Below are 21,636 nucleotides of genomic sequence, written 5' to 3'. Positions count from 1 at the left end.
CCCTTAATCCAGAAGTGGATTAAGGGTGCTTTTTGGCGTCGTTAATTAAAAGAAGGGGATGATCATTTGAAAGGCCAGATTAGTCACATTAGAGGAACCACATTTAAATGACAAAATTAATTGGAGGAATACATATTATGAATGACATGCCAGATTTAAATCGTAAACCGTTAACAGTTAAACAATACTTATTAGTGAGTTCAATGCTCTTTGGTCTCTTCTTTGGTGCAGGAAACCTCATTTTCCCAATTCACTTGGGACAACTAGCGGGTGCACACTGGGGACTTGCAACACTTGGTTTCTTAGTAACCGCCGTAGTTTTGCCATTATTATCCGTTTTAGCAATTAGTGTCACTCATTCTGAAGGCGTTTATGACATTGGCAAGCCGCTTGGTTCTGCCTTTGCGTTAGTCTTCATGATTCTAATTCACGCAACAATTGGACCACTTTTTGGAACACCGCGTACTGCGACAATTCCATTTTCAGTTGGGGTTCAACCTCTTTTACCAAGTAATTTAGGTCAAATTGGCCTGTTCGTGTTCTCACTGCTTTTCTTTGGGACAGCATTCTTAGTGTCATACAAGGAATCAAACATCATGAGCAGTGTTGGTAAAGTACTAAATCCACTATTTTTGGTTCTTTTATTCTCTGTGTTCGCCCTAGGATTCTTGTCACCAATGGGTCAAGCAGCCAGCCAAAAAGTAACGGCAGCCTACCAAAGTGATTCATTTTTCAATGGATTCCTTCAGGGGTATAACACAATGGATGCATTGGCAGGATTAGCCTTTGGTGTAACCGTTGTGACAGCAGTTCGTCAACTTGGAAAAACATCTCGAAAGAGCAACGCCCGCGTTACCGCCAAAGCCGGAGTGTTAGCAACCGCCATGATCGGCGTTATCTATGTTGGCTTAATCTGGCTTGGTTCCACAACCCTTGGCCATTATAAAGTTTCAGCTGATGGTGGTGTTGCGTTCAACCAACTGGTTACTCACTATCTTGGTGGTGTTGGACATGCGCTTTTAGCAACATTGCTAACTGTTACCTGTTTGACAACGGCGGTTGGATTGGTTGCTGCATTTGCACAAGATTTCCATAAGCATTTTTCAAAGGTGAGCTATCGCCAATGGTTAGGTTTCATGTGTGTTGCGTCATTCTTAACCGCTAACTTCGGTTTGGAGAAGATCATTCTCTGGTCAACACCAATGTTGATGTTCTTATACCCATTTGCAATGGTATTGATTCTCCTTTCCGTTTTCTCACCACTGTTCAAACGAGATTCAGTTGTCTATGCGTTTGTCGTGGTCTTCACGTCAGTTCCCGCACTTCTTGATATGGTTGCGGCTTTTCCACCAGTTGTCAGCCAAAGTGCCTTTGGTAAAGCACTCGTTGGATTCCAACAAAGCGTTCTACCTTTCGCTAGTTTAGGAATGGACTGGGTAGTTCCAGCCCTTGCTGGAGCAGTCCTAGGATTAGGAATTCACTTCCTGAAACCAGTCTTTGCTCGCCAAAGTGCGGTCAATACTGGACGTTAATCTTTCAATAATAAATAAAACGGGCAAGCCAAAAGTTGGCTTGTCCGTTTTGCGTTTCGCTATAATGCTAAATGATTTTCCAACTGGGTCTGGCCGATTGTAATCAGCCAGCAGAAGAACCAATAAATAATGGCGATGGTGATGTAAATTGTCATATAATCTAAATTTGCACCCGCCACTATTTTGGCATCCATAAACATATCGGTGACCGTAATCATTGCGGCTAAAGACGTTCCCTTGAACAAATCGAGCAGGATATTGCCCAGGGCCGGAATGGCAACTCGAAACGCCTGTGGTAACACCACCTTTGAGATGACCTTTCTGTATGGTAAACCAAGCGAGTAGGCGGCTTCCCATTGACCATTATTAACGGCCAGAAATGAGGAGCGAAATACCTCAGAGATGAATGCACTACAACTAATTGTGAATGAAATGATTGCTGCAGGAATTGCATCTGTTTGAAAGCCAAAATAGATGATGAACAAAACGACCAGCATGGGAACCCCACGCATAAACGAAATGAAAGCCCGAGCCGGCCAGTGTAAAATCCGAAATTTACTAAGCTGCGCCAAGGTAAGTAACAATCCTAAAATGAGGGCGAGGGCAAAACTGATAATCGTTAGAAAAGCAGAAATGGGAAAGCCAGCTAAAATTTTTGGAATGGACTGTACGGCGAGCGGTGCGTCAAAGAAATTCGGAATTGAGAAATGACTTAGCCAATTCATCCACTTACCTCAATTCTTGAAGCTAATTATCGTTTTTAATCGTGAAGGTTTTTGAAATCTTGACCTTAGGCTGTTTTGAAACATCCGTGCCGTAGAATTTCTTTGAAATCTTTGCGAGCTTACCGGATTTCTTAAGTTTTGCTAGAGCAGCATTCACTTTTTTATCCAGCTTGGTGTTTCCTTTTTTCATAATGATCCCAACACCACTACCATCGTCAGTCGTCTTGAAGTACATGTTCTTGATGAGCTTCAGACCACTGTTAGGTGTTGCGGCGAGCGCCAATTTTTGAAGATAGTAATCATTTGCAATAAAATCAGTCTTCCCGTTCTTAACATCGCGAAGGTAAACGTCATTTGAAACGTTATCGTAGTTGACTAGCTTAGCACCCAATTGCTTAGCAAGTCGTTGATAACCGGTTCCAGCTTCACCAGCAGACTTCTTACCTTTGATATCCGCCCATGAATGAATTCCAGAATTGTCACTCTTTCGAACCATCAAGCTGTTAAACGAGTGCTTGTAAGGTGTCGATAGGGTAAACTGTTTCTTCCGTTGTGGCGAGATACCGAAGTCGTTTGCTGCCATGTCAGCCTTACCGGTTTTGACGGCGGTTAATTGACCATCCACGTTGAGTTCCTTGAACTTTACTTTATAGCCCATTTCCTTTGCCACGTTTCTGACAATCTCAACGTCGAACCCAGTTAACTTGTTTCCCTTTGTATCGTGGTACGAAGTAGGGTACAACGTCCCAGAAGTGGCAACGATTAACGTTTTGTCGCCATTAACACTGACATCATTGCTATTACTACCCTCCTTTTTTCCGCATCCTGCCAATACCAAAGGCACGATGACGGCGATTCCCAATAAACCAACCAATAAATGCTTCGTCTTACTTAACATTGAAATATCATCCTTTCTGTAATAAGACTAGTTACAGTATAAGTTTGCGAAAGCGTTTTAACAATCCCTAAAAGCCAAATCTTTTCATTCACAAATTAAATGATATGATAGGGGTAAAATTTACTGGAGGCAAACGTTGAAAACACTCATATTAATGGCGCATCCACACGTTGATAATTCTTACACCCAACAGTTTTTGGCAAGAGCTGCACAAATTGAAAACGTCACCTGGCATTCACTAGATTCCAGCATGCCATTTGACGTTGCTGCTGAACGAAACTTATTTTTAGATCATGATCGAATTATTTTTCAATTTCCCCTTTATTGGTACAGTGCACCCGCAAGTTTGAAAGAGTGGGAAGATTTAGTTTTGGCTGACCAATTTGATACGATGAACTTCAATGAGAAGCAATTGGGGCTCGTTATCTCAACGGGGCAACCGAGCGATGCCTACGAACGAGGTGGGACTGAACACTTTGGAATGGGGGAAATTACAACCCCATTTCAGGCAGTGGCATTGAAGCTTGGGATGACCTTTTTACCACCACTGATCATTTCGCAATTTGCCTACCAAACGGATGAGGAGAAAGCCCAACTACTGATTAAATATCAACGCTATCTGACACAGGAACCGTTAAATAATTTACAGGTTAAAATTACTTGGCTAATTAGCCGATTGAATCAGCTAGAGTTGGATGAAGCGACCAAGCAGCGAGTTCAATTAATCATGACTGAATTGCAAAATGGCACCGAACAACTGTCGGATTTGCAGGACACTTTGGCACTTATCAAGCGGGAGGGTGAAATTGATGGATAATTTGGATTGGCTATTAAACGAGTCGCAAATGATGGCGGAGAAAAGTCAAAAATTTGACGAAAAAGCACTGTTCATTGCCGTTCAAGATACAGCAAAAGAGCTCAGCCAGCGAATCAATCAAGTGAGTGGTGAAATTGACGGACGGACCTGGGACACCGGAAACTGGTAGTCACACAAATGCTAAAGTTTCTCCAAGGTTTATTCAAAGTGTCCAGTTACACTCAAGGTATAGTCGCAACTCCCTTGGATTTTAGAAAGGATGATGACCATGTTGAGTTTAATTTGGACACTTATCGTCGGCGCAATCATCGGAATTGTGGCGAGTGCAATCATCAGTCGCGATATGCCATTGGGCTGGGTTGGCAATATTATTGCCGGTTTGGTCGGATCATGGCTTGGCGAAATGATCCTCGGATCGTGGGGCCCAAGTCTTGGTGGAATGGCGCTTGTTCCATCGATTATCGGTGCCATCATATTGGTATTAATCGTTTCCTTTATCATTGGTGGAACGAAACGGAAGTCGACTAGTTGAGTAAGGAAGGATGAAACCGGAATGGGTTCATCCTTTTTTTTTGCCCGACAAATTAAAGTTGACTTTTGTTGCATTTCAGCATTTAATGGGACTAATTCATTTGTTACATATTGAACGTACACCACGTTAATCAATTCAAATTACAGTAAAGCGTAGGTGGCATCAATGACTCGTTTAGAGCGATTTAAAATAACAGCGTGCTTGTACTTCAACTACTTTGTGCATGGTATGGGCATTGTAATCTTAGCTCAAAATATGACAGTTTTAAGCCGACATTGGCATACAGATGATGCCGGTGTTTCTTTGGTTATTTTTTCACTAGGAATCGGTCGGTTACTCGTTTTATATATAGCCGGGAATTTGTCCGATCGTTTCGGAAGAAGTTTTTTTATTAAATTAGGGATAGTGACGTACATGCTATTTTTCATTGGGATTGTTTTGTCGCATACGATTCCAGCAGCGTACGTTTGTGGCATTTTTGCAGGAATGGCGAATTCTTTTCTGGACTCTGGAACCTATCCTGCGCTTATGGAGCTTTATCCCAAAAATCAGGCTTCAGCTAATATCCTGATTAAAGCGTTTGCGTCGATAGGTGAACTTATTTTGCCTATCTTTGTTGCGGTCCTGTCGTTTGTAAAGTTGTGGTACGGCTGGTCATTCATTTTTTGTGCCGTGGCAATGGCGATAAGTCTCGTCTTTTTGAGAAATGTTAAATTAAATAATCCCACGCAATCAAAACCAAAAAAGGTTGAGAAAGCGACACCGGTTGCGAAACCGAAGACGAGCAAACGGAATCTATTTTTAGGAATTATTTTGACAATTTTCGGCTACATTTCAATGGCCACCTTTTACCTGATTAGCCAATGGTTAACCAAGTACGGCAGTGAGGTTGTTAATTTAAATATGGTCCATGCCCGATTGCTTGTTAGTATTTACAGTGTCGGTTCAATTATTGGTGTTGTGATTTCAGCTATTTTAGTGGAGCGGTTCATTCGGCCGGTTTGGTTCATGCTGTTTGATACAACGGTTTCCTTGATTGCACTGATTGCTATGTCGCTGCTTCCTATTCCGGGGATAATGTATATTGGATCCTTTGTTATCGGGGCATCGGCGGCAAGTGGCGTGATGCAAATTGGCTTAACCGTCATGAGTAATCTCTTTCCGGCAACGAAAGGACGAATCACCGGAATTTACAATACGGCTGGGGGCCTGGCTTCGTTCACGATTCCAGTTTTTACGGCTTTCATTTCTAAAACGAGCATTCATAATATTATGTGGTTTGATGTGGGAATCGCAGTAATCGGCGTCCTTTGCAGTATTATTGTGTTTATTGTTCTTAAAAATGGCCCACAGAATACGACTGAAAAACTTGTGTAACTTAAAAACGTCAGCCTAGTGAAAACTAGGTTGACGTTTTTTAAATTAATCGATCTTTATTTGTATAGTGTTGCCAACAGTAGCTCTTAACAAATTCCTGGAATCGGCTGACAGAGGGGGTGATGAACTGACTCTGCTTGGTTACCAAAAACAGCTCGTGATTAACCGGATTATCAACAATTGGTTTTAGTTTCACAAATTCTTGATTGAGTTGGGGGAGATTTGGCACTAGCGCAATTCCCAGCCCTTGGCGTACAAAGCCAACGATTGAGTGATCATCAACCATCTCAAATTTGATGTTTGGCTGAATGTCCGCACGTTCTAATATTTGATTGATTAGGGGTCTTAATCCACTATTCTTTGAGTACATAATTAATGGCTGATCTCCGATATCTGCCATTCGAACCTCTGCTTCCTGTGCGAGGGGATGGTCAAAGGGAACTGCTAACTTTATTTCTTGTTCGACAATCGGCGTGAAATTAAAGATTTTATGGGGATCCTGATCACCAAACTGAGTGACATCGGAGGATAAAATAACGTCGTATTTTTCATCGTATAAGTCCCGCAATAGTTGGGCGGTGAAACTTTGGTTTAATTCAAACGAAATTTCACGATTATTTTCTTGAATGGAGAACTGCTTAATGAGTTCCGGAACCAAGCTTTGGCCAAGCGTGTAGGTGAATCCCAGTTTAACGTAGCCCTTATTCGGATTAATCAGTTGTTTGATGAGGTCATTCCCATGATTCAGGCTGTTAATGCTTGCGGTGATGTACTTGAGATAGAGACCACCAAGGTGGGTTAATTTGATGTTTCGGCCATCCGGTTCGAAAAGCGGCACACCAAGTTCAACTTCTAACTTTTTGATGGCATAGCTAAGTGAAGGCTCAGAAATCCCGAGATTTTCTGCCGCCTGTGACATGTGCTCAGTACGCGCTAACTCCTTGAAGTAAACCAAATGTTTAATGTTCAAAATGTTCACCAGCTTCTATTGATAGAGAACTTCTATTGATTACCACACTTATCCTTATTTATTATTATAGGTGTAAGTGCTAACATTGCAAGTGAATTGAGTAACAAATTACCCAAAAATTTATTTAGGAGTGATTATATTATGACAGAACGACTTGACGGACACACATTACTTATTGGTTTGATGGCTTACCCAATCAGACATTCGATGTCCCCAACAATGCACAATAATGCTTTTGCTAAATTAGGTTTGAACTTTGCTTACCTTGCTTTTGAAATCACAAATGAGAAGTTACCTGGCGCAATTGATGCCATTCGGACTTTAGACATGCGTGGATCAAACATCTCAATGCCTAACAAGCAAAAAGTGATTCCATTACTAGATAAATTAGATCCAGCTACCGAAATGATTGGTGCTGTTAACACAGTTGTTAACGATAACGGTGTTCTAACAGGATACACGACTGACGGAATTGGCTTCATGAAGTCATTAGCTGATGAAGGACTTGATATTCGCGGTAAGAAGATGACGTTGGCCGGTGCCGGTGGTGCTGCTACTCCAATGGCTATCCAAGCTGCTTTAGATGGTGTTAAAGAAATTTCAATTTTTAACCGTCATGATGAATTCTTCGACAATGCTAAACGTAACGTTGATATTATCAACGAAAAAACTGACTGCAAAGCAACCCTTCATGAACTTGAAGATCAAGACGATTTCAAGAAGGAAATTGCTAGTTCATACATTTACGCCGATGCAACTAGTGTTGGTATGAATCCACTTCAAGATCAGACTTTAGTTACCGACCCAACTTGGTTCAGTGAAGACCAAATCGTATTCGATACAGTTTACGCACCAAGAGATACTAAATTGATGGCAGTTGCTGAAAAAGCAGGTGTTAAGCATGTATTCAACGGTCTAGGCATGATGCTCGAACAAGGCGCAGCCGCATTCAAGCTTTGGACTAAGAAAGATATGCCAGTTGATTACATTCGTGAAATTCTATTCGGCGACGACGCCAAATAGTCCACACATAAAGGGGAAGTTTAAACATGAAAAATCGTTATATGCCAACTGCTATAAGTTTGTATATGAACTACTTTATCCATGGTATTGGTGTCATTATCTTGGCGCAAAACATGGCAATGCTTGCAACTAAATGGCACACAAATGCCGGTGGGGTTGCAGTTGTTATTTCTTCATTGGGAATTGGACGAATCATTGTCCTACTAGTTTCAGGTGCCTTATCAGATAAATTTGGGCGTAAACCATTTGTTATTTTGGGGATAATCACCTATATGCTGTTCTTTGGTGGGATATTAATGAGTTCCTCGATTGCGGTGGCCTACATTTTTGGTATCTTAGCCGGAATTGCAAATTCGTTCCTTGATTCTGGGACATATCCAGCTTTGATGGAAATGTTTCCCAATGCTAAAGGAACTGCCAACGTTGTTCTAAAAGCCTTCATTTCTGCAGGACAATTCATCTTGCCACTATTTGTTAGCTTCTTAGTTGCTAGCAAAATGTGGTTTGGCTGGTCATTCGTTGTCGCTCTCGTTGTTCTCTTAATCAGTTTAATCTTCGTTATCTTTGCTGGTAAATTCCCAGCTCCAAATGAGGATGCTAAAGAGGCTGAAGCAGAAGAAGAAAAAGAAGAGGGCCCAGGTGCCAAATTACAAGAAGGTAACTTATGGATTGATGGAACACTCTTCATCCTTTACGGTTACATTTCTCAAGCAACTTTCTACCTTGTTAGTCAGTGGTTGAGCCAATATGGTGCAAGCATAGCGCACATGGGAGATACAAGTTCACGGGCATTAATCAGTTACTACAGTATCGGTTCAATTGTTTGTGTGTTGTTAACAGCCGTTTTAGCTAAAAAGGCTGTTAAGGAAATTCAATTCTTGGGAGTTTATACCTTACTATCATTCGCATCATTACTTCTAATGTATCTGTTCCCTACAGCACTTATTTGTTCAATTATGTCATTCGTTGTTGGTTTCTCAGCAGCTGGTGGCGTTATGCAACTAGGACTAACTGTTATGTCAACCTTCTTCCCCAAAGGAAAAGGAACAATTACGGGTGCCTTTTATACAGCAGGATCAATCGCTTCGTTTACAATTCCGCTGTTAACTGGTGCAATGTCCTCAAATCTGGCAAACATTATCTTGTTTGACGTTTTCATCGCGCTTGCAGGATTTGTTCTAGCCGTCTTAATTACAATTCGATACTATAAATTATTTGGTAAAAAACGACAAGGAGGCGCTAACCTTGAGTAAAAATACTGTTAAATTGAGAAGTACGATGCTTGGTGAAGGTCGTCCTAAAATGGCCGTTCCGATTACCGGTACAACTGAATCAGAGCTCGTTAAGCAGGCCACAAAGGCTCGTGAAGCAGGCGCCGATTTGATTGAATGGCGGATTGACTATTTTGAAGGCGTCCAAGATGAAGCCCAATTGACTAAAGTCGGGGATTCTCTCCGTGAAGCCTTGGGTGAAACTGCTTTGCTCGTTACGTTTAGAACGATGAGCGAGGGTGGGGAGCTTGAACTTTCTGATGATGATTATTTTGAAATTTGTAAGAAGGTTCTTGCCGGTAACTACGCTGATGCATTAGACGTTGAACGCTATCACGACGAAACCAAAGTAAAGGCTGTTGTCGAAGCGGCTCACGCTAATGGCGTCAAGGTTGTTATGAGTAATCATCACTTTCATGAAACCCCAGATGAAGCCGATATTGTTGCTCGTTTGACGAGCATGGCAGAATTTGGCGCAGACGTTCCAAAGATTGCGGTCATGCCAACTTCAGTTGATGATGTTTTAACATTGTTAACTGCTACTCATGAAGCTAATGAAAAATTAGATCAACCAATCATTACCATGTCGATGGGTGATTTAGGAAAAGTTTCTCGTTTAAGTGGCGAAGTGTTTGGCTCATGCCTGACATTTGCAACTGTGGGTGCAGCCTCAGCTCCTGGCCAAATTTCATTGGCTCACCTTAAGAACGAACTTGAAGATTTAAAGTTAAGCTAGTAAAAGCCAAAGTAAAGGAGTAAACACTATTGAGTAATTCAGAAAAACAGATCAAAGGGCAGGCAAAAGGTCACAACGGTATTATTGACTATGAAATTGACGTTGCGGACGATAAAGTCAAGGATCTAAAAATATTAAAACATTCAGAAACTTCTGGAATCTTTAACCAAGTTATTGATAAGTTAAAGAAGAGTATCGTTGACGAACAATCATTTGATGTTGACACCATTAGTGGTGCAACGGTTATGACGAAATCCATTTTGGATTCAGCCAAGGATTCAACTAAGGAAGAGGACGTTCATTTGACGCCAATTCCTAAGAAAGTGGTTGAACACCAAACAACGCGTTTGAAGACTGATGTTGTCGTTATCGGTGGTGGTGAAGCCGGCCTAGTTGCTGGTGCACGCGTCTTAACTGAAGGACAAAATGTGATTTTGGTTGAGAAGAATGGTTACCTTGGTGGTGCCACGATTCTTAATGGTTCAAACGTAACAGGTACCGGTTCTGAAGTTTCTAAGAAAATTTTTGGAAACTCAGGTGATACTCCGGAACATTTGGCAGAAGATGTTGCTCGTGAAAGCAAAGACTCAAATTATCCAGATTTAACTAATTTGATGGCGCATAACATCGGATCTGCGATTGATTTCATCAGTGATTTTGCTGGCCTTGAGTATCAAAAAGCTCAGACCCAAACCATCGAACACTCAATCGATCGCCAAATCGAATTGCCAACTGCAAGTAGTTATGAATTTATCAAAAAAGTTTCCAAAGCATTTGAAGACAAGGGTGGCAAGGTGATCCTATCTGCTCGTGTTGAACAATTAACATTTGATAGCAAGGGTAACTTGAATGGGTTAGTTGCTGAAAGTGATAACGAAACTATCAAAATTAAGGCTAAATCAGTTGTTTTAGCAGCTGGTGGTCATGGAGCCAACGCTAAAATGCGTGGTGCCGAAAGTGAAGGCATCGACTATTACGGTCCAATGACTGCAACCGGTGACGCATACAGTTTCAATTCAGAATTGAAGCTAAAGACGCATGATCTCGGCTGGTACAAAATTTATCCTCATGGTGTTGAAGTTGAACCTGGTATCGCCAAGTTAACAACTTACGCATCAAAGGAAGCAACCGATTTAGGGTCAATCTATGTCAACTCAAAGGGAAAACGAATTGTTAACGAATCAGCTCCTTACACGGATGATCGTGATGCAATCCTTGAGCAACCAGATCGAATTTCATACCTTGTGATGGACGAACGGACTTGGAAGGCATTTTATGACTTGCTTGTTCTCCATGATTTCTTACCAGAAGAGATTAAAGGATTCTTTGACAACCAAGATAAGAAGCCTGTATTTGCAAAAGGCAGTTTAGCTGACGTTGCCAAAGTAGCTGGAATTGACGCTACTCAACTTGAAAAAACTGTTTCCGACTACCAAGGCTATGCAGAAAAGGGTCGCGATCCTGAGTTTGGTCGTGACGCTAAGTTCCTTCACCAATTTGAAGGCGATACTTTCTACGTCGTTGAACAACGTGGCCGTTACGCCACCACACTGGGTGGCTATTCAGTTAGTCCAGCTAACCTTGAACTATTAGATGAATCAGATAAGTTAGTGCCAAATTACTTTGGTGCTGGTGAAGTCATTGGCGGTGCCAACGGTCATGATTCAATGCCAAGTATGATGAATACTTGGGGCATTTCTTCTGGCTATGTAGCTGGTGAAGCTGCTAGCAAGAATGCTGATAGATTGAATGAAGTCGGCGGACAAGAGAAAAAGATTGTTTCGCTAGTTGGGACAAACGCTTCTAAGTCATACAACCGGAAGTTATTACACTCAATGCGTGATTTGTTTGATGCCCAAACTGATTTCGAAATTTGTGAAATTAAGGATATTCCGATGTTTAACGAGGATCTCCTGGAAAGTGAACCTCAGATTGTTAAGGACCTTGCAGCCAAAATTGAGGATGCTGACGGAATCGTCATCAGTACACCTGAATATGACCACTCCGTTCCTGCCTCTTTGAAGAGCGCAATCGAATGGCTTTCATCCATTGAACATCCATTTACTGACAAGCCAGTTATGATTGTCGGTACGTCACTTGGAATTCAAGGAACGGTTCGTGCACAAACGAATCTTCGTCAAATTCTGGATTCACCAGGGGTGGATGCTAAGGTGATGCCTGGTAGTGAATTTATGTTGCCACAAGCTGGAAACAAGTTTGATGAAGACAACAAGATTACTGATTCAGGTAGTGTTGACTTTCTTAAGTCATGTTTTAACAAGTTCCTTAAATTTATTGAGATGGACAAGTCATTAGCATCTGAATAAATCCATGCTAAAAAGGTCAGATCAAGCTATCTTACTTGTCTGACCTTTTTGCTATATCAAATAGAATGTGAGTTGAATGATATGAATAAGGCGGAAAAGATGAAGACGGCCGCTTGCCTTTATTTAAATTACGTCGTCTACGGAATGGCAATCGTGATTTTGGCTCAGAATATGAATTCGTTAAGAGACCAGTGGAATGTCGATAGTGCAGGGGTTTCATTTGTAATTTCGTCACTCGGAATTGGCCATTTGCTGGTGCTCTACGTTGCCGGAATTTTGTCTGATCGATTTGGGCGGAAAATTTTTGTGGGATTAGGAATTTTGACCTATTTACCCTTTTTCCTTGGAATAATATTTTGCAAAAATTTAGTTTTAGCTTATATTTTGGGAATTATGGCGGGGATGGCAAATTCATTCTTGGACGCGGGTACTTATCCAACATTGATGGACCTGTTCCCGCAGCATGAGGCTTCTGCCAATATTATGATTAAGGCGTTTTCATCAGTTGGGGAGTTACTTTTACCAATTTTGGTCTCCGTACTCGATATTTCGAATATGTGGTATGGCTGGGTATTTATTCTAGGTGGCGTCATTTTGATTGGAAACCTGGTCTATCTTCAATTCAGAAAATTCCCCAAATTGGCGGATTCGGTTAGTAATCAAAGTAGTCCAATAATCAAAAAAACGAGCTCGCTTTCGCCTAGTCGTAAAGTGGTAAGCTCAATCGTATTAACGATTTTTGGCTATATTGGAATGGCGACTTTTTATCTGATTAGTCAGTGGCTGACTGAATACGGAACAGAAGTGCTACATTTGCATTTAACGAGTGCAAGGTTGTTGGTTAGCATTTATAGTGTCGGTTCCATATTTGGCGTGTTATTGACCGCTATCATCGTTAATCGATTGATCAAACAAGTGAACTTTATGCTGGCTGATACAATTGTGTCGCTGATAACACTATTTTTGATGGCAGCATTTCCGGTCTACTGGGTGGTCGCAATTGGGGGATTTGTCATCGGCGTTTCCGCAACTGGCGGCGTCTTACAAATCGGATTAACCCTCATGAGTGACCTATATCCTGAACATAAGGGTCGAGTTTTAGGAATCTATTACACTGCTAGCGGATTGGCTTCCTTTACAATTCCTATTTTCACTGGTTTTATTGCCAAGGAAAGTATTCGAAATATTATGTGGTTCGACGTTGGGGTCGCAGTATTAGGCGTCATTTGTGCGGTTGCAACGCTCTTGCTCCTAAGGGAGAAGAAAACGAGTATCGCTTAAACAAAAGGAGATCTTAAGATGTCTGAAAGTTGGTTAAATTTAGCAAATAAAGTTTGTGTGATTACTGGAGCAGCTGGTGGCATGGGCAAAAAAATTTGTTTAGAGTTGGCTGAGCAGCATGCCAAGCTAGTCTTAGTGGATTTAGATGAAGATAAGTTAACCAAATTGGCTAGTTCAATTAAAGCAAAATTTGATGTTGAAATAATGCGAGCAGTTTGTGATACAACGGACGAAGACCAAGTTTCCGAGTTAGTGGAAAAGGTGGCTGCAAAATTTAATAAGTGTGATGTGTTAGTAAACACTGCAGGTATCTTAAAATTTGCGCCACTTGAAAAACTATCGTATAAGACCTGGAAAAAGGTGCTTAATGTTAATTTAGATGGTTACTTTTTGATGGCACAACATTTCGGTAAACTGATGATGAAACATGAAGGCGGGTCAATGGTACACATTTCGACCGTCGCCTCTGAAGCACCAGAAACCTACAGTGGTGCGTACAGTACCAGTAAGGCGGGCGTGAATATGCTGTCAAAACAACTCGCTGCTGAATGGGGACAATTTGGCATTCGAAGTAATGTCATCATGCCTTGTTTAGTTAAAACGCCAATGTCCATGGGATTTTATTCTGATCCTGACGTTGAAAATGGCCGAAAAGAGTTAACGGCAAGCAAGCGGATTGGCACTGTATCCGATATTGCGGATAGTGTCTTGTTCTTAGCAAGCAATCGCTCTGATTATGTTAATGGGGCGGAGTTACCAGTTGATGGTGGTTTCCACATGATGATGGGAGACCAGATTCCTAAGCCTGGTGGCAGAAAGCAGTATGCGTTAGATCATTTGAGTGATTAATCTAAAAAAACGAAATCAGTTCACCTGATTGAAGTGAACCCCAAATATTGGAGTTAATTTTAAGCACTGAATTGGTTGGAAAGCTCTCGGTATTGAACCGGGGTCTTTCCAGCCAATTTTGTTCTAATTCTCTTATTGTTGTAATAGTCCACATATTTGGTAATGCCGATTTTAAGCTCTTCGTAAGAGGCATAATGATTATTATGCACTGTTCCAACTTTTAGAATATGGAAAAAGCTTTCAACAACCGCATTATCCAGGCATGTCGCTTTGCGACTCATACTTTGGATGATGTGGTTTTCTTTTAACTTTGAAACATAGCTACGATTCTGATATTGAAATCCCTGATCTGAATGAATCAGCATCTTATATGGTAGTTGTGGCTTTGATTTGATTAAATCTTTCAATGGAGTTGTAACAAAATCCACATTTGGGCTAAGCCCAAGGTTCCAAGACAATATCTCATTACTAAATAAATCCACAAAAGCGGTGAAGTAAGCTCGTTCATTAGTGGAACTGGTTCCCCATCTTAATTCAGTAACATCGGTGACTACTTTTTGATAAGGTCGATTCGTATTGAATCTACGCTTTAATTTATTCTTAGCTAGTTTGCCCACAGTTCCTCTATATGAGTTATACTTCCTGGTTTTCCTATCAAAGGCATGACAGAGAACGTTGTTCTGCTTCATGATTTTGAGTACGACCTTATGATTAATTCTCTTGCCTCTATTTTTTAATTCGGCAGTTACAGTGCGATAGCCAAAGTCAGGATTATCCAATCTAATCTGGAGGATTTCAGCTACTAATTTGTGCGGATATTTAGAGTCATCTTTACGCCCAAGGGCGTAGTGAAAGCTACTACTAGCCATATTAATAACTTTGAGGATAAAGCTTAGTTGTTCGTTTAATTCTCGCCTCAGCTCAGTAACTATTTGCGCTTTTTCTTGGTTTGTAAGTCTTTCTTCTTCTGAGCCAAGGCGTGCAATTTTTCCAGATAAGCCACCCGAACCCTTAACACACGATTTTCTTCTTCTAGCTGTTCTTTAGATTTCTTTTCTACATCTTTATTGGACATTAATTTCGACCGCCTTTGATCAATATTGAGGCGTCCTTCTTTAAAAGCTTTTTCCCATTGCCAGATTACAGCTGGATGCTTGATTTTAAACTGCTTCGCAGTTTCAGGATAAGAGGCTCTTTGATTGAAACACCATTTAATTACTTTCATTTTAAACGAATAATCAAAGTAAGTCTTGGTCTGTTTGTCTTGGAAACTCTCCACACCAAACTGATTAAAATGACGTTTCCACTCATATATAGTCGCAGACCCTTTAATTCCGTACTTTTTATTGATATAGCTTGGTGGAAGGCCCTGTGCTAATTCTAGAATAGCCTGTAATTTTATTTTTTTTGAAAACATAGTAAAACCCCGATAATTTGGATTTCTCCAATTATCGGGGTTCACTTCAGATTTCGTTTTTTTAATCTGTTTCTTTATTAAATTTATCAACATTCGTCGCATCGCCAACGACGGCAATTGTGTCATCTAAATGAATTTTAGCGTCTGGTAGGGGCGACACATCAACTCGACCATTTCGCGTAATCGCAATGACGGTGACGTCGTATTTTTCACGAATGGCTAGTTCCGCCAACGTGTGTCCATCAAAAGCTGAATTCTCAATTTTGACTTCAGCCAAAGTCACGGTGTCATTTAGGGCGAGGTAGTTCACGATGTTTGGCCTGAGTGTATGCAGGGCAACCCGTTTTCCCATATCTTTTTCTGGTTGAACAATTTTATCGGCACCAATTTTCTCAAGAACTCGGGCATGGCTCGAATTTTCAGCCTTACAAATGAGGTGCTTAGCGCCCAATTCCTTCACAATCAGGGTGGCCATGATACTGGCCTGAATATGCTCGCCAATTGAGATAAAAACGTAATCGAAACTGCCGAGTGACAGATTCTTTAAAACATCCTCGTCTTCTGCATCAGCAATGACCGCCCGTGTCGCGATGTTCATAAAATCATCCACAATTTCTTCATTTTTATCAATTGCGAGAACTTGCTCACCGGCCTCAACCAATGCCCGACAAATTGAACCGCCAAACTGGCCTAATCCAATGACTGCAAAGTTTTCTTTTCCACGTAGTTTATCCAATTAAGACACTCTCCTCTGGGTAGCGGTACCCTTTTGCTGGATGCTCCGAATTTAAAATTGAGAACATCACTGTGTAAATTCCGACTCTCCCAATGAACATTAAGGCGATAATGATCAATTTGCCAACGACGGTTAGATGAGCTGTCAGTCCCAAAGAAATCCCAGTAGTCCCAAAAGCAGCTAGGGCTTCAAACACAATGTACTCCAGTCCAGACCCTTTAGGTACCGTTTCTGTAAAGGTTAGGATAATAATGGCAACTCCCAAAATAACTAAGGCAACGAAAACCAGCGTTAATGCACGAAAAATGTTCTCCTGTGTGAAACGACGGTGACCAAATTCGGCGTCACGATTGCCTCTAAGGGTCGCCCAACTTTGAATCACAAGAAGACCCACCGTGGTCGTCTTAATCCCACCAGCGGTCGATCCAGGGGTTCCACCGATAAACATGAGGGCCATCGTGAACAGAATCCCTGCCATTGACAACTTATTATAAGGAACGGTCACAAATCCCGCTGTTCGTGGGGTAATTGCCATAAAAATAGTATCGACGATACGATCGAAGAAGGATCCCGATTGATCAAAATGAAAGTTTCGTTCTGAAATAAAGAAGATAATCATTGCTAGAATGATTAGCACGCTGCCAGTTCGGAGCGCTAATTTGGTATGAAGTGAGAGATGTTTTGTTTTGTGGTAAAGCAGTAAATCTTGCCAAACCAGGAAACCAAAGGATCCAGCAATAATCAAAATGGAAATCACAATGAGGACGTAGGGATCGTTTCGGAAGGAAATAAGACTGTTACCAAATAAATCAAAGCCGGCGTTACAAAATGCCGAAATGGCGTGGAAAATACTATAGCCGATGCCCTTTGAAAGGCCGAAACGCGGATAAAAGTCCACAAATAGTAATGCAGCGCCGACCAGCTGAATAATGAGTGAAAGGCTAATGACCCATCGAACGATGCTAACTTGCGACAGATTATTAAGGTTGAGGGATTCTTTAGTTAAGAGTTGAGTTGTTAAGGCGAGTTTTCGTCTCATGAATAGGAAGAGGAGGACCGTAAACGTCATGAAACCTAGGCCACCGACTTCCATTAGAAGCATAATAATGACTTTGCCAAAAAAGGTCCAGTGCAGGGCCGTATTGACTAAAGTCAGCCCGGTAATACAGGTGGCAGAAGTCGCCGTAAAGAATGCCGTTAGTAGGGAGGTTTCATTTCCACCAGTCGTTGAGATGGGAAGCATTAGTAAAATCGTCCCAACGAAAATAATTGAAATGAAGCCGAACGTTAATGTTTTTGAAAGTGAAAGATGTCTGTGGGCATACCGCTGCATTCTGAGGCCTCCTAAACCGGTTAGTTTGGTTACATTATGCCATACATAGTTGGTAGAAAAACAGGTTTATACAAAAAATCCCCCCAAATACGATGGAGGGATTAGGTCAATCATCATAAATTAACCTATTTGCGTTTTTTAATCTTCTTAGGTTGTTGTTCCTTAATCACCTTGAGCTGATCCTTAATAGTCTGAATGTCACTGGTATTCTTTGTTTTCCAATCTTGATAGGTGAACGAAGAATCGGTATCCGTTGGCTTCAAACCCGTGTCCAGCCAAAATAGTGCTTCAGTCAAACTGGCAAAGTTGTGCATCCACAATGTCTGGCCATTTTCAGAATCAAAAGCAACGTATGACTTGTAGTGCCGTTTAAGAAATGTGTGCCGACGAATCTTAAACGCCTCACGTTTGCGAGTTAAACGGTAATCAGGTAATATGTATTGACCAGTTGATTCCAGTTCTGGAAACGGCTCGTCGCGCTGACTTTTTTGATCCTTTAACAGTGCGCGGGCTTGGTTAGCCGTGATTAACTTTACTCGAAAATGATCCATCAAATGCCCCCTCTAAATTAATTGTGCTCTGATTGTATCTATTAGTTCAATTTTAGCATAATCGCGGTAAAATTAGTATTGAGGTGTTCGATGTTTACTAAACGTTAAGGTTCCAGCGAAGGGATGACGTGAAATGCAAATTAGTCTAAATCAACTTACATTGCCCAATTTTAAGTTATGGATTGGTGTCTCCGAGAGGGGCTTGGTATTTGTTGGCGCACCAAATGGCGCTAAGGATGAAATTAACAATTTTTATGATCCAGCCACAATTGATACGGCTGAGATTTCAAACCTTGCCGGATTTAAAAAGTGGTTTGTTTCTTATTTTGCTGGTCGCAAGTCCGCCATGCCACCGATTGATCGAACGATTGGAACAGATTTTCAAAGGCGAGTTTGGCGGACGCTCGAACAAGTCACCTATGGAACGACGGTTAGTTATGGTGAATTAGCTGAAAAAATGGGACAAAAAACCGCGGCTCGAGCAGTTGCTCACGCAGTGTCACATAATCCGGTAATGTACCTGGTTCCGTGTCACCGTGTTATTAAATCTGATGGAAAAATAGGTCAGTACAGTTCTGGACCTGAATTAAAAGCGGCATTACTCAAAATGGAAAGTCAGGGAGGTGAGTTGGAATGGCCAAGTACTACGCCGTAAGAAAAGGGAAGAAAACCGGTATTTTTACAAACTGGGATGAAACAAAGGCGCAGGTTTCAGGCTATCCTGGCGCACAGTATAAAAGCTTCAAGGCAAAGGCTGATGCTGAGGCCTATTTAAAAGATGAGGAAGAAAAACCGTCCTCAGATTTCAAAAAAGGTAAGACGCCACTCGTTCACTGGACAAATGAAGTAGTGGTCTATACGGACGGGGGTTCCCGCAACACTGGCAACGTTCAGGGTGGCCACGTTAAGGCGAGTGATAAAGCTGCCTGGGCATACCGAATTGAAGTGGATGACACCGTCATTCCGGGATCTGGCGGCGAGTTTGGGGCAACTAATAACCGCATGGAAATTATGGCATTGAGAGAAGCCCTGCGGAAACTCGTTTCGTTAAATTTAACTGACCGTGAAATTTTAATTGTCATGGATTCGACCTATGTTTTAAATGCAATCAACAAGGGTTGGATGAAAGGTTGGAAGCGGAATGGGTGGAAACGCTCCTCGGGCAAGCTTCTTAATAAAGAACTGTGGCAAGAACTTGACCGATTACTGCCCCAATTTTCGAAGCTTCGGTATGAGTGGACAAAGGGTCATGCGACTAATGATGGCAACATTTTTGTGGATGAGCTCCTCAATCAAACGATGGACGAGATGCCAGACAAGGGCGCAAAGCAACCCCACGTCAGCCACAAACCTACCAAGGCGCATTTAACGAAGCCTGAGGTATCAGCACCTGCTTTAAAAAAGGAACCAGTTATCAAAAAGGCAGAACCCACCGTGGCGGATAAAGCGGCAACAGAACGTTCCGTTAACGATATTGCTGAAAGTTTGAAAAAATTAGGATTTTAAGTGGAGCGAGGGAAATTATGGAAAAGAAAACGTTAAAAGACTATGAAGTCGATATTCCTAGAGTGGCCGAGTTATTAGCAACAGATTCGAAAATGCAGGAATTCTTTAATGCCTTAACGCCAGGCTATCAGCGAGAATGGGCTCGGTTCATTTTTGGTGCGAAAGCGGAAGCAACTAAGGAACGTCATATTGAGCAAATGAAAGTTGTTTTTAAGGCGGGCTTCAAATCGAAGCGCGGTTACGATCAGAAAGAAAAGTAGCTAAAAAATCCTCCATAATCAGATTTTGACTGGTTATGAAGGATTTTTTTCTACTTTTCTTTTTTTATTGCTTTTCTAAATCGGCGATCAACTTCCTTACTCCAGAAGCCGCCTGAGAGTTCAGTTGGCTCGTTTACCATCACAAAGGCGGTAGGCGCAAGTTCTTTAATCAACGCCATAAGTCGCTTATCCGCTTTACGCGGTGCCAGAATACTCATAATGAGCCGTGAGCCTTCACGCCCATATCCCCAGGTTTCAGTAACGCCGTAACCACTTTGGCGTAATTTTTCTGGGAGCTTCTTGTTGTGTTCATAGCTTGGACTATCATTATCGATTTCGACGGTAACTTGAAAGTTTACGTAGCCAAGCGCAATATGATCCTCAATCAAAATTCCGAGGTAGATTCCTAAACCAAAGCCAACGGTGTAGGCGATGACGTTAACGGGTGAATTGATATTCTTCAACGCAATCGCCAGTGCGATAACGTAGACAAATTCTTCCACAACAGCTAACAGTGGCGCCCATAGACGTTGCCGCCTGACGACCAGCATGGTTCGAAAAGTGTTTAAAGTAATGTAACACGCATTTAGCAAAAAAATGGTAATAGCAAGTTTCAAATAAAAGCCTTCTTCGTTGATTTATTCCAATTATCTTCATTCTAGCACGATGCTAAAAAAGTGGTTGTTTAACGATGTGATATGATAGAGGGGTAAAAAGAAAAGAGGAATATCTTTTGACGACAGAGCGTGAAAAAATGACGGCAGGTGAAGCCTACCAGCAATTCGACCCAGAATTGATAGAACGACGAGAGTTTATTCGAAATGAATTGGTTTCAATTAACCATATTACGGATAACGAAAAACGGAACGGTCGGTTTAAGGATCTTCTAGCTGAAACCGGCGAACATTTTTTTGTTGAATCAGATTTTAAATTTGATTATGGTTTCAATATTCATATTGGTGATCACTTCTACGGTAATTATGACATGACATTTTTGGATACTTGCCCAATTACGATTGGGAGTCATTGTTATTTTGGCCCCAATATTGGCTTGTATACACCAGTTCATCCATTGGATCCCACGGAAAGAAATGCCGATGTTGAAATGGGCAAACCCATTACGATTGGTGATAGTGCTTGGCTAGGTGGCCGAGTGACAATCCTTCCCGGCGTTACTTTGGGAGACAATGTTGTTGTCGGTGCCGGTTCAGTGGTCACAAAATCATTTGGTGATAACGTTGTCATTGCCGGAAATCCAGCAAGAGTTATCAAAGAAGTTCCAAAATCTTCTAAATAAATTTCAAATTGCTTTGTAATGAAGATGGCAACGGTTACAATTGGCTGTTACAAAATGCTTATTCATCCAATCGATTTTACTTATTGATATTAATGGCTATAATGAAACTAAGATCAATATCGTGAATGGAATTGGCAATTTGTATAAGATGTAAAACGCGCTGTGCAGGTGGCTTTAAAAGTAGTTGCTGACTGTGCG

Annotated in this window: 24 protein-coding genes and 1 other annotated feature (1 of these 25 cut by a window edge); of the genes, 15 read left to right on the top strand and 9 right to left on the bottom strand. The window is 41.4% G+C overall.

What is annotated here, in order from left to right; all coding sequences use genetic code 11:
* Positions 1–8: a binding site (T-box leader), on the top strand (it extends 230 nt beyond the left edge of the window).
* 129 nt (positions 9–137) lie between these two features.
* On the top strand, positions 138–1,532 hold the full coding sequence (gene brnQ / locus FGL90_RS03025; protein WP_010619364.1) for a branched-chain amino acid transport system II carrier protein: 1,395 nt from the start codon (positions 138–140) through the stop codon (positions 1,530–1,532).
* Between the two features lie 59 nt (positions 1,533–1,591).
* On the opposite strand, the gene FGL90_RS03020 is transcribed toward brnQ, so the two are convergent.
* Positions 1,592–2,257 carry an amino acid ABC transporter permease gene (locus FGL90_RS03020; protein WP_147656801.1) on the bottom strand — a complete coding sequence of 222 codons (666 nt, stop codon included), beginning with the start codon at positions 2,255–2,257 and terminating at the stop codon, positions 1,592–1,594.
* 22 nt (positions 2,258–2,279) lie between these two features.
* Complete coding sequence (locus FGL90_RS03015; RefSeq protein ID WP_010619366.1) at positions 2,280–3,155, bottom strand: transporter substrate-binding domain-containing protein; 876 nt, start codon at positions 3,153–3,155, stop codon at positions 2,280–2,282.
* A 136-nt stretch (positions 3,156–3,291) separates the two neighbouring features.
* Between FGL90_RS03015 and FGL90_RS03010 the strand changes: the two genes are divergently transcribed.
* The 4 genes from FGL90_RS03010 (at position 3,292) to FGL90_RS03000 (ending at position 5,881) form a co-directional block, all read left to right on the top strand.
* On the top strand, positions 3,292–3,972 hold the full coding sequence (locus FGL90_RS03010) for an NAD(P)H-dependent oxidoreductase (RefSeq protein ID WP_147656799.1): 681 nt from the start codon (positions 3,292–3,294) through the stop codon (positions 3,970–3,972).
* Positions 3,965–4,141 (top strand): hypothetical protein, encoded by a 177-nt coding sequence (locus FGL90_RS10380; protein WP_010619368.1) that lies wholly within the window; start codon positions 3,965–3,967, stop codon positions 4,139–4,141. The genes FGL90_RS03010 and FGL90_RS10380 overlap by 8 nt, the downstream gene beginning before the upstream one ends.
* Positions 4,142–4,240: 99 nt before the next feature.
* Complete coding sequence (locus FGL90_RS03005) at positions 4,241–4,504, top strand: GlsB/YeaQ/YmgE family stress response membrane protein (RefSeq protein ID WP_147656797.1); 264 nt, start codon at positions 4,241–4,243, stop codon at positions 4,502–4,504.
* Between the two features lie 165 nt (positions 4,505–4,669).
* Positions 4,670–5,881 (top strand): MFS transporter, encoded by a 1,212-nt coding sequence (locus FGL90_RS03000; RefSeq protein WP_147656795.1) that lies wholly within the window; start codon positions 4,670–4,672, stop codon positions 5,879–5,881.
* A gap of 40 nt (positions 5,882–5,921) precedes the next feature.
* Here FGL90_RS03000 and FGL90_RS02995 read toward each other — a convergent pair whose 3' ends face one another.
* A complete protein-coding gene (locus FGL90_RS02995) occupies positions 5,922–6,851 on the bottom strand; it encodes a LysR family transcriptional regulator (RefSeq protein ID WP_147656793.1) in 930 nt (309 codons plus the stop codon).
* Positions 6,852–6,992: 141 nt separating this feature from the next.
* On the opposite strand from FGL90_RS02995, the gene FGL90_RS02990 reads away from it, so the two are divergent.
* The 6 genes from FGL90_RS02990 (at position 6,993) to FGL90_RS02965 (ending at position 14,338) form a co-directional block, all read left to right on the top strand.
* On the top strand, positions 6,993–7,874 hold the full coding sequence (locus tag FGL90_RS02990; RefSeq protein ID WP_010619372.1) for a shikimate dehydrogenase: 882 nt from the start codon (positions 6,993–6,995) through the stop codon (positions 7,872–7,874).
* A 26-nt stretch (positions 7,875–7,900) separates the two neighbouring features.
* Positions 7,901–9,127, top strand: a complete 1,227-nt coding sequence (locus FGL90_RS02985) for an MFS transporter (RefSeq protein WP_010619373.1) — start codon at positions 7,901–7,903, stop codon at positions 9,125–9,127.
* A 25-nt stretch (positions 9,128–9,152) separates the two neighbouring features.
* Positions 9,153–9,881 carry a type I 3-dehydroquinate dehydratase gene (gene aroD / locus FGL90_RS02980; RefSeq protein ID WP_033445183.1) on the top strand — a complete coding sequence of 243 codons (729 nt, stop codon included), beginning with the start codon at positions 9,153–9,155 and terminating at the stop codon, positions 9,879–9,881.
* A gap of 29 nt (positions 9,882–9,910) precedes the next feature.
* Positions 9,911–12,208: an FAD-dependent oxidoreductase gene (locus FGL90_RS02975; protein WP_147656791.1), complete on the top strand. Its 2,298-nt coding sequence runs from the start codon at positions 9,911–9,913 to the stop codon at positions 12,206–12,208.
* A gap of 81 nt (positions 12,209–12,289) precedes the next feature.
* The gene (locus FGL90_RS02970; RefSeq protein WP_010619376.1) at positions 12,290–13,489 is read left to right on the top strand and encodes an MFS transporter; all 1,200 of its coding nucleotides are present in this window, start codon (positions 12,290–12,292) and stop codon (positions 13,487–13,489) included.
* Positions 13,490–13,507: 18 nt separating this feature from the next.
* Entirely contained in the window at positions 13,508–14,338 is an 831-nt protein-coding gene (locus tag FGL90_RS02965; protein ID WP_010619377.1) for an SDR family NAD(P)-dependent oxidoreductase, read from the top strand.
* A gap of 59 nt (positions 14,339–14,397) precedes the next feature.
* On the opposite strand, the gene FGL90_RS02960 is transcribed toward FGL90_RS02965, so the two are convergent.
* From FGL90_RS02960 to FGL90_RS02940, 5 genes are all read right to left on the bottom strand, one after another.
* Positions 14,398–15,258, bottom strand: coding sequence for an IS3 family transposase (locus FGL90_RS02960; protein WP_235809393.1), 861 nt, complete (start codon positions 15,256–15,258; stop codon positions 14,398–14,400).
* 8 nt (positions 15,259–15,266) lie between these two features.
* Positions 15,267–15,755 (bottom strand): helix-turn-helix domain-containing protein, encoded by a 489-nt coding sequence (locus FGL90_RS02955; protein ID WP_147656789.1) that lies wholly within the window; start codon positions 15,753–15,755, stop codon positions 15,267–15,269.
* 61 nt (positions 15,756–15,816) lie between these two features.
* Positions 15,817–16,491 (bottom strand): potassium channel family protein, encoded by a 675-nt coding sequence (locus FGL90_RS02950; protein ID WP_010619378.1) that lies wholly within the window; start codon positions 16,489–16,491, stop codon positions 15,817–15,819.
* Positions 16,484–17,824 carry a TrkH family potassium uptake protein gene (locus tag FGL90_RS02945; RefSeq protein ID WP_147656787.1) on the bottom strand — a complete coding sequence of 447 codons (1,341 nt, stop codon included), beginning with the start codon at positions 17,822–17,824 and terminating at the stop codon, positions 16,484–16,486. The genes FGL90_RS02950 and FGL90_RS02945 overlap by 8 nt, the downstream gene beginning before the upstream one ends.
* 125 nt (positions 17,825–17,949) lie before the next feature.
* A complete protein-coding gene (locus FGL90_RS02940) occupies positions 17,950–18,375 on the bottom strand; it encodes a hypothetical protein (RefSeq protein ID WP_010619380.1) in 426 nt (141 codons plus the stop codon).
* A 133-nt stretch (positions 18,376–18,508) separates the two neighbouring features.
* Here FGL90_RS02940 and FGL90_RS02935 point away from each other — a divergent pair, with 133 nt between their 5' ends.
* From FGL90_RS02935 to FGL90_RS02925, 3 genes are read left to right on the top strand one after another with little or no spacing between them, the layout of a single operon-like run.
* Positions 18,509–19,030, top strand: coding sequence for a methylated-DNA--[protein]-cysteine S-methyltransferase (locus tag FGL90_RS02935; RefSeq protein WP_147656785.1), 522 nt, complete (start codon positions 18,509–18,511; stop codon positions 19,028–19,030).
* Positions 19,009–19,881: a ribonuclease H family protein gene (locus FGL90_RS02930; protein ID WP_010619382.1), complete on the top strand. Its 873-nt coding sequence runs from the start codon at positions 19,009–19,011 to the stop codon at positions 19,879–19,881. Before FGL90_RS02935 ends, FGL90_RS02930 begins: the two co-directional genes overlap by 22 nt.
* 17 nt (positions 19,882–19,898) lie before the next feature.
* The gene (locus FGL90_RS02925; RefSeq protein ID WP_010619383.1) at positions 19,899–20,141 is read left to right on the top strand and encodes a YdeI/OmpD-associated family protein; all 243 of its coding nucleotides are present in this window, start codon (positions 19,899–19,901) and stop codon (positions 20,139–20,141) included.
* 50 nt (positions 20,142–20,191) lie between these two features.
* Here the strand turns inward: FGL90_RS02925 and FGL90_RS02920 are convergent, their stop codons facing one another.
* Positions 20,192–20,758: a DUF2179 domain-containing protein gene (locus tag FGL90_RS02920; RefSeq protein ID WP_147656783.1), complete on the bottom strand. Its 567-nt coding sequence runs from the start codon at positions 20,756–20,758 to the stop codon at positions 20,192–20,194.
* Between the two features lie 137 nt (positions 20,759–20,895).
* On the opposite strand from FGL90_RS02920, the gene FGL90_RS02915 reads away from it, so the two are divergent.
* On the top strand, positions 20,896–21,438 hold the full coding sequence (locus FGL90_RS02915; protein WP_033445185.1) for a sugar O-acetyltransferase: 543 nt from the start codon (positions 20,896–20,898) through the stop codon (positions 21,436–21,438).
* Positions 21,439–21,636 lie beyond the last annotated feature (198 nt).

Origin of the sequence: Secundilactobacillus malefermentans (assembly GCF_008033155.1) — a bacterium.
GTDB lineage: Bacteria > Bacillota > Bacilli > Lactobacillales > Lactobacillaceae > Secundilactobacillus > Secundilactobacillus malefermentans.
This window is presented reverse-complemented; position numbering and strand designations above follow the sequence as displayed.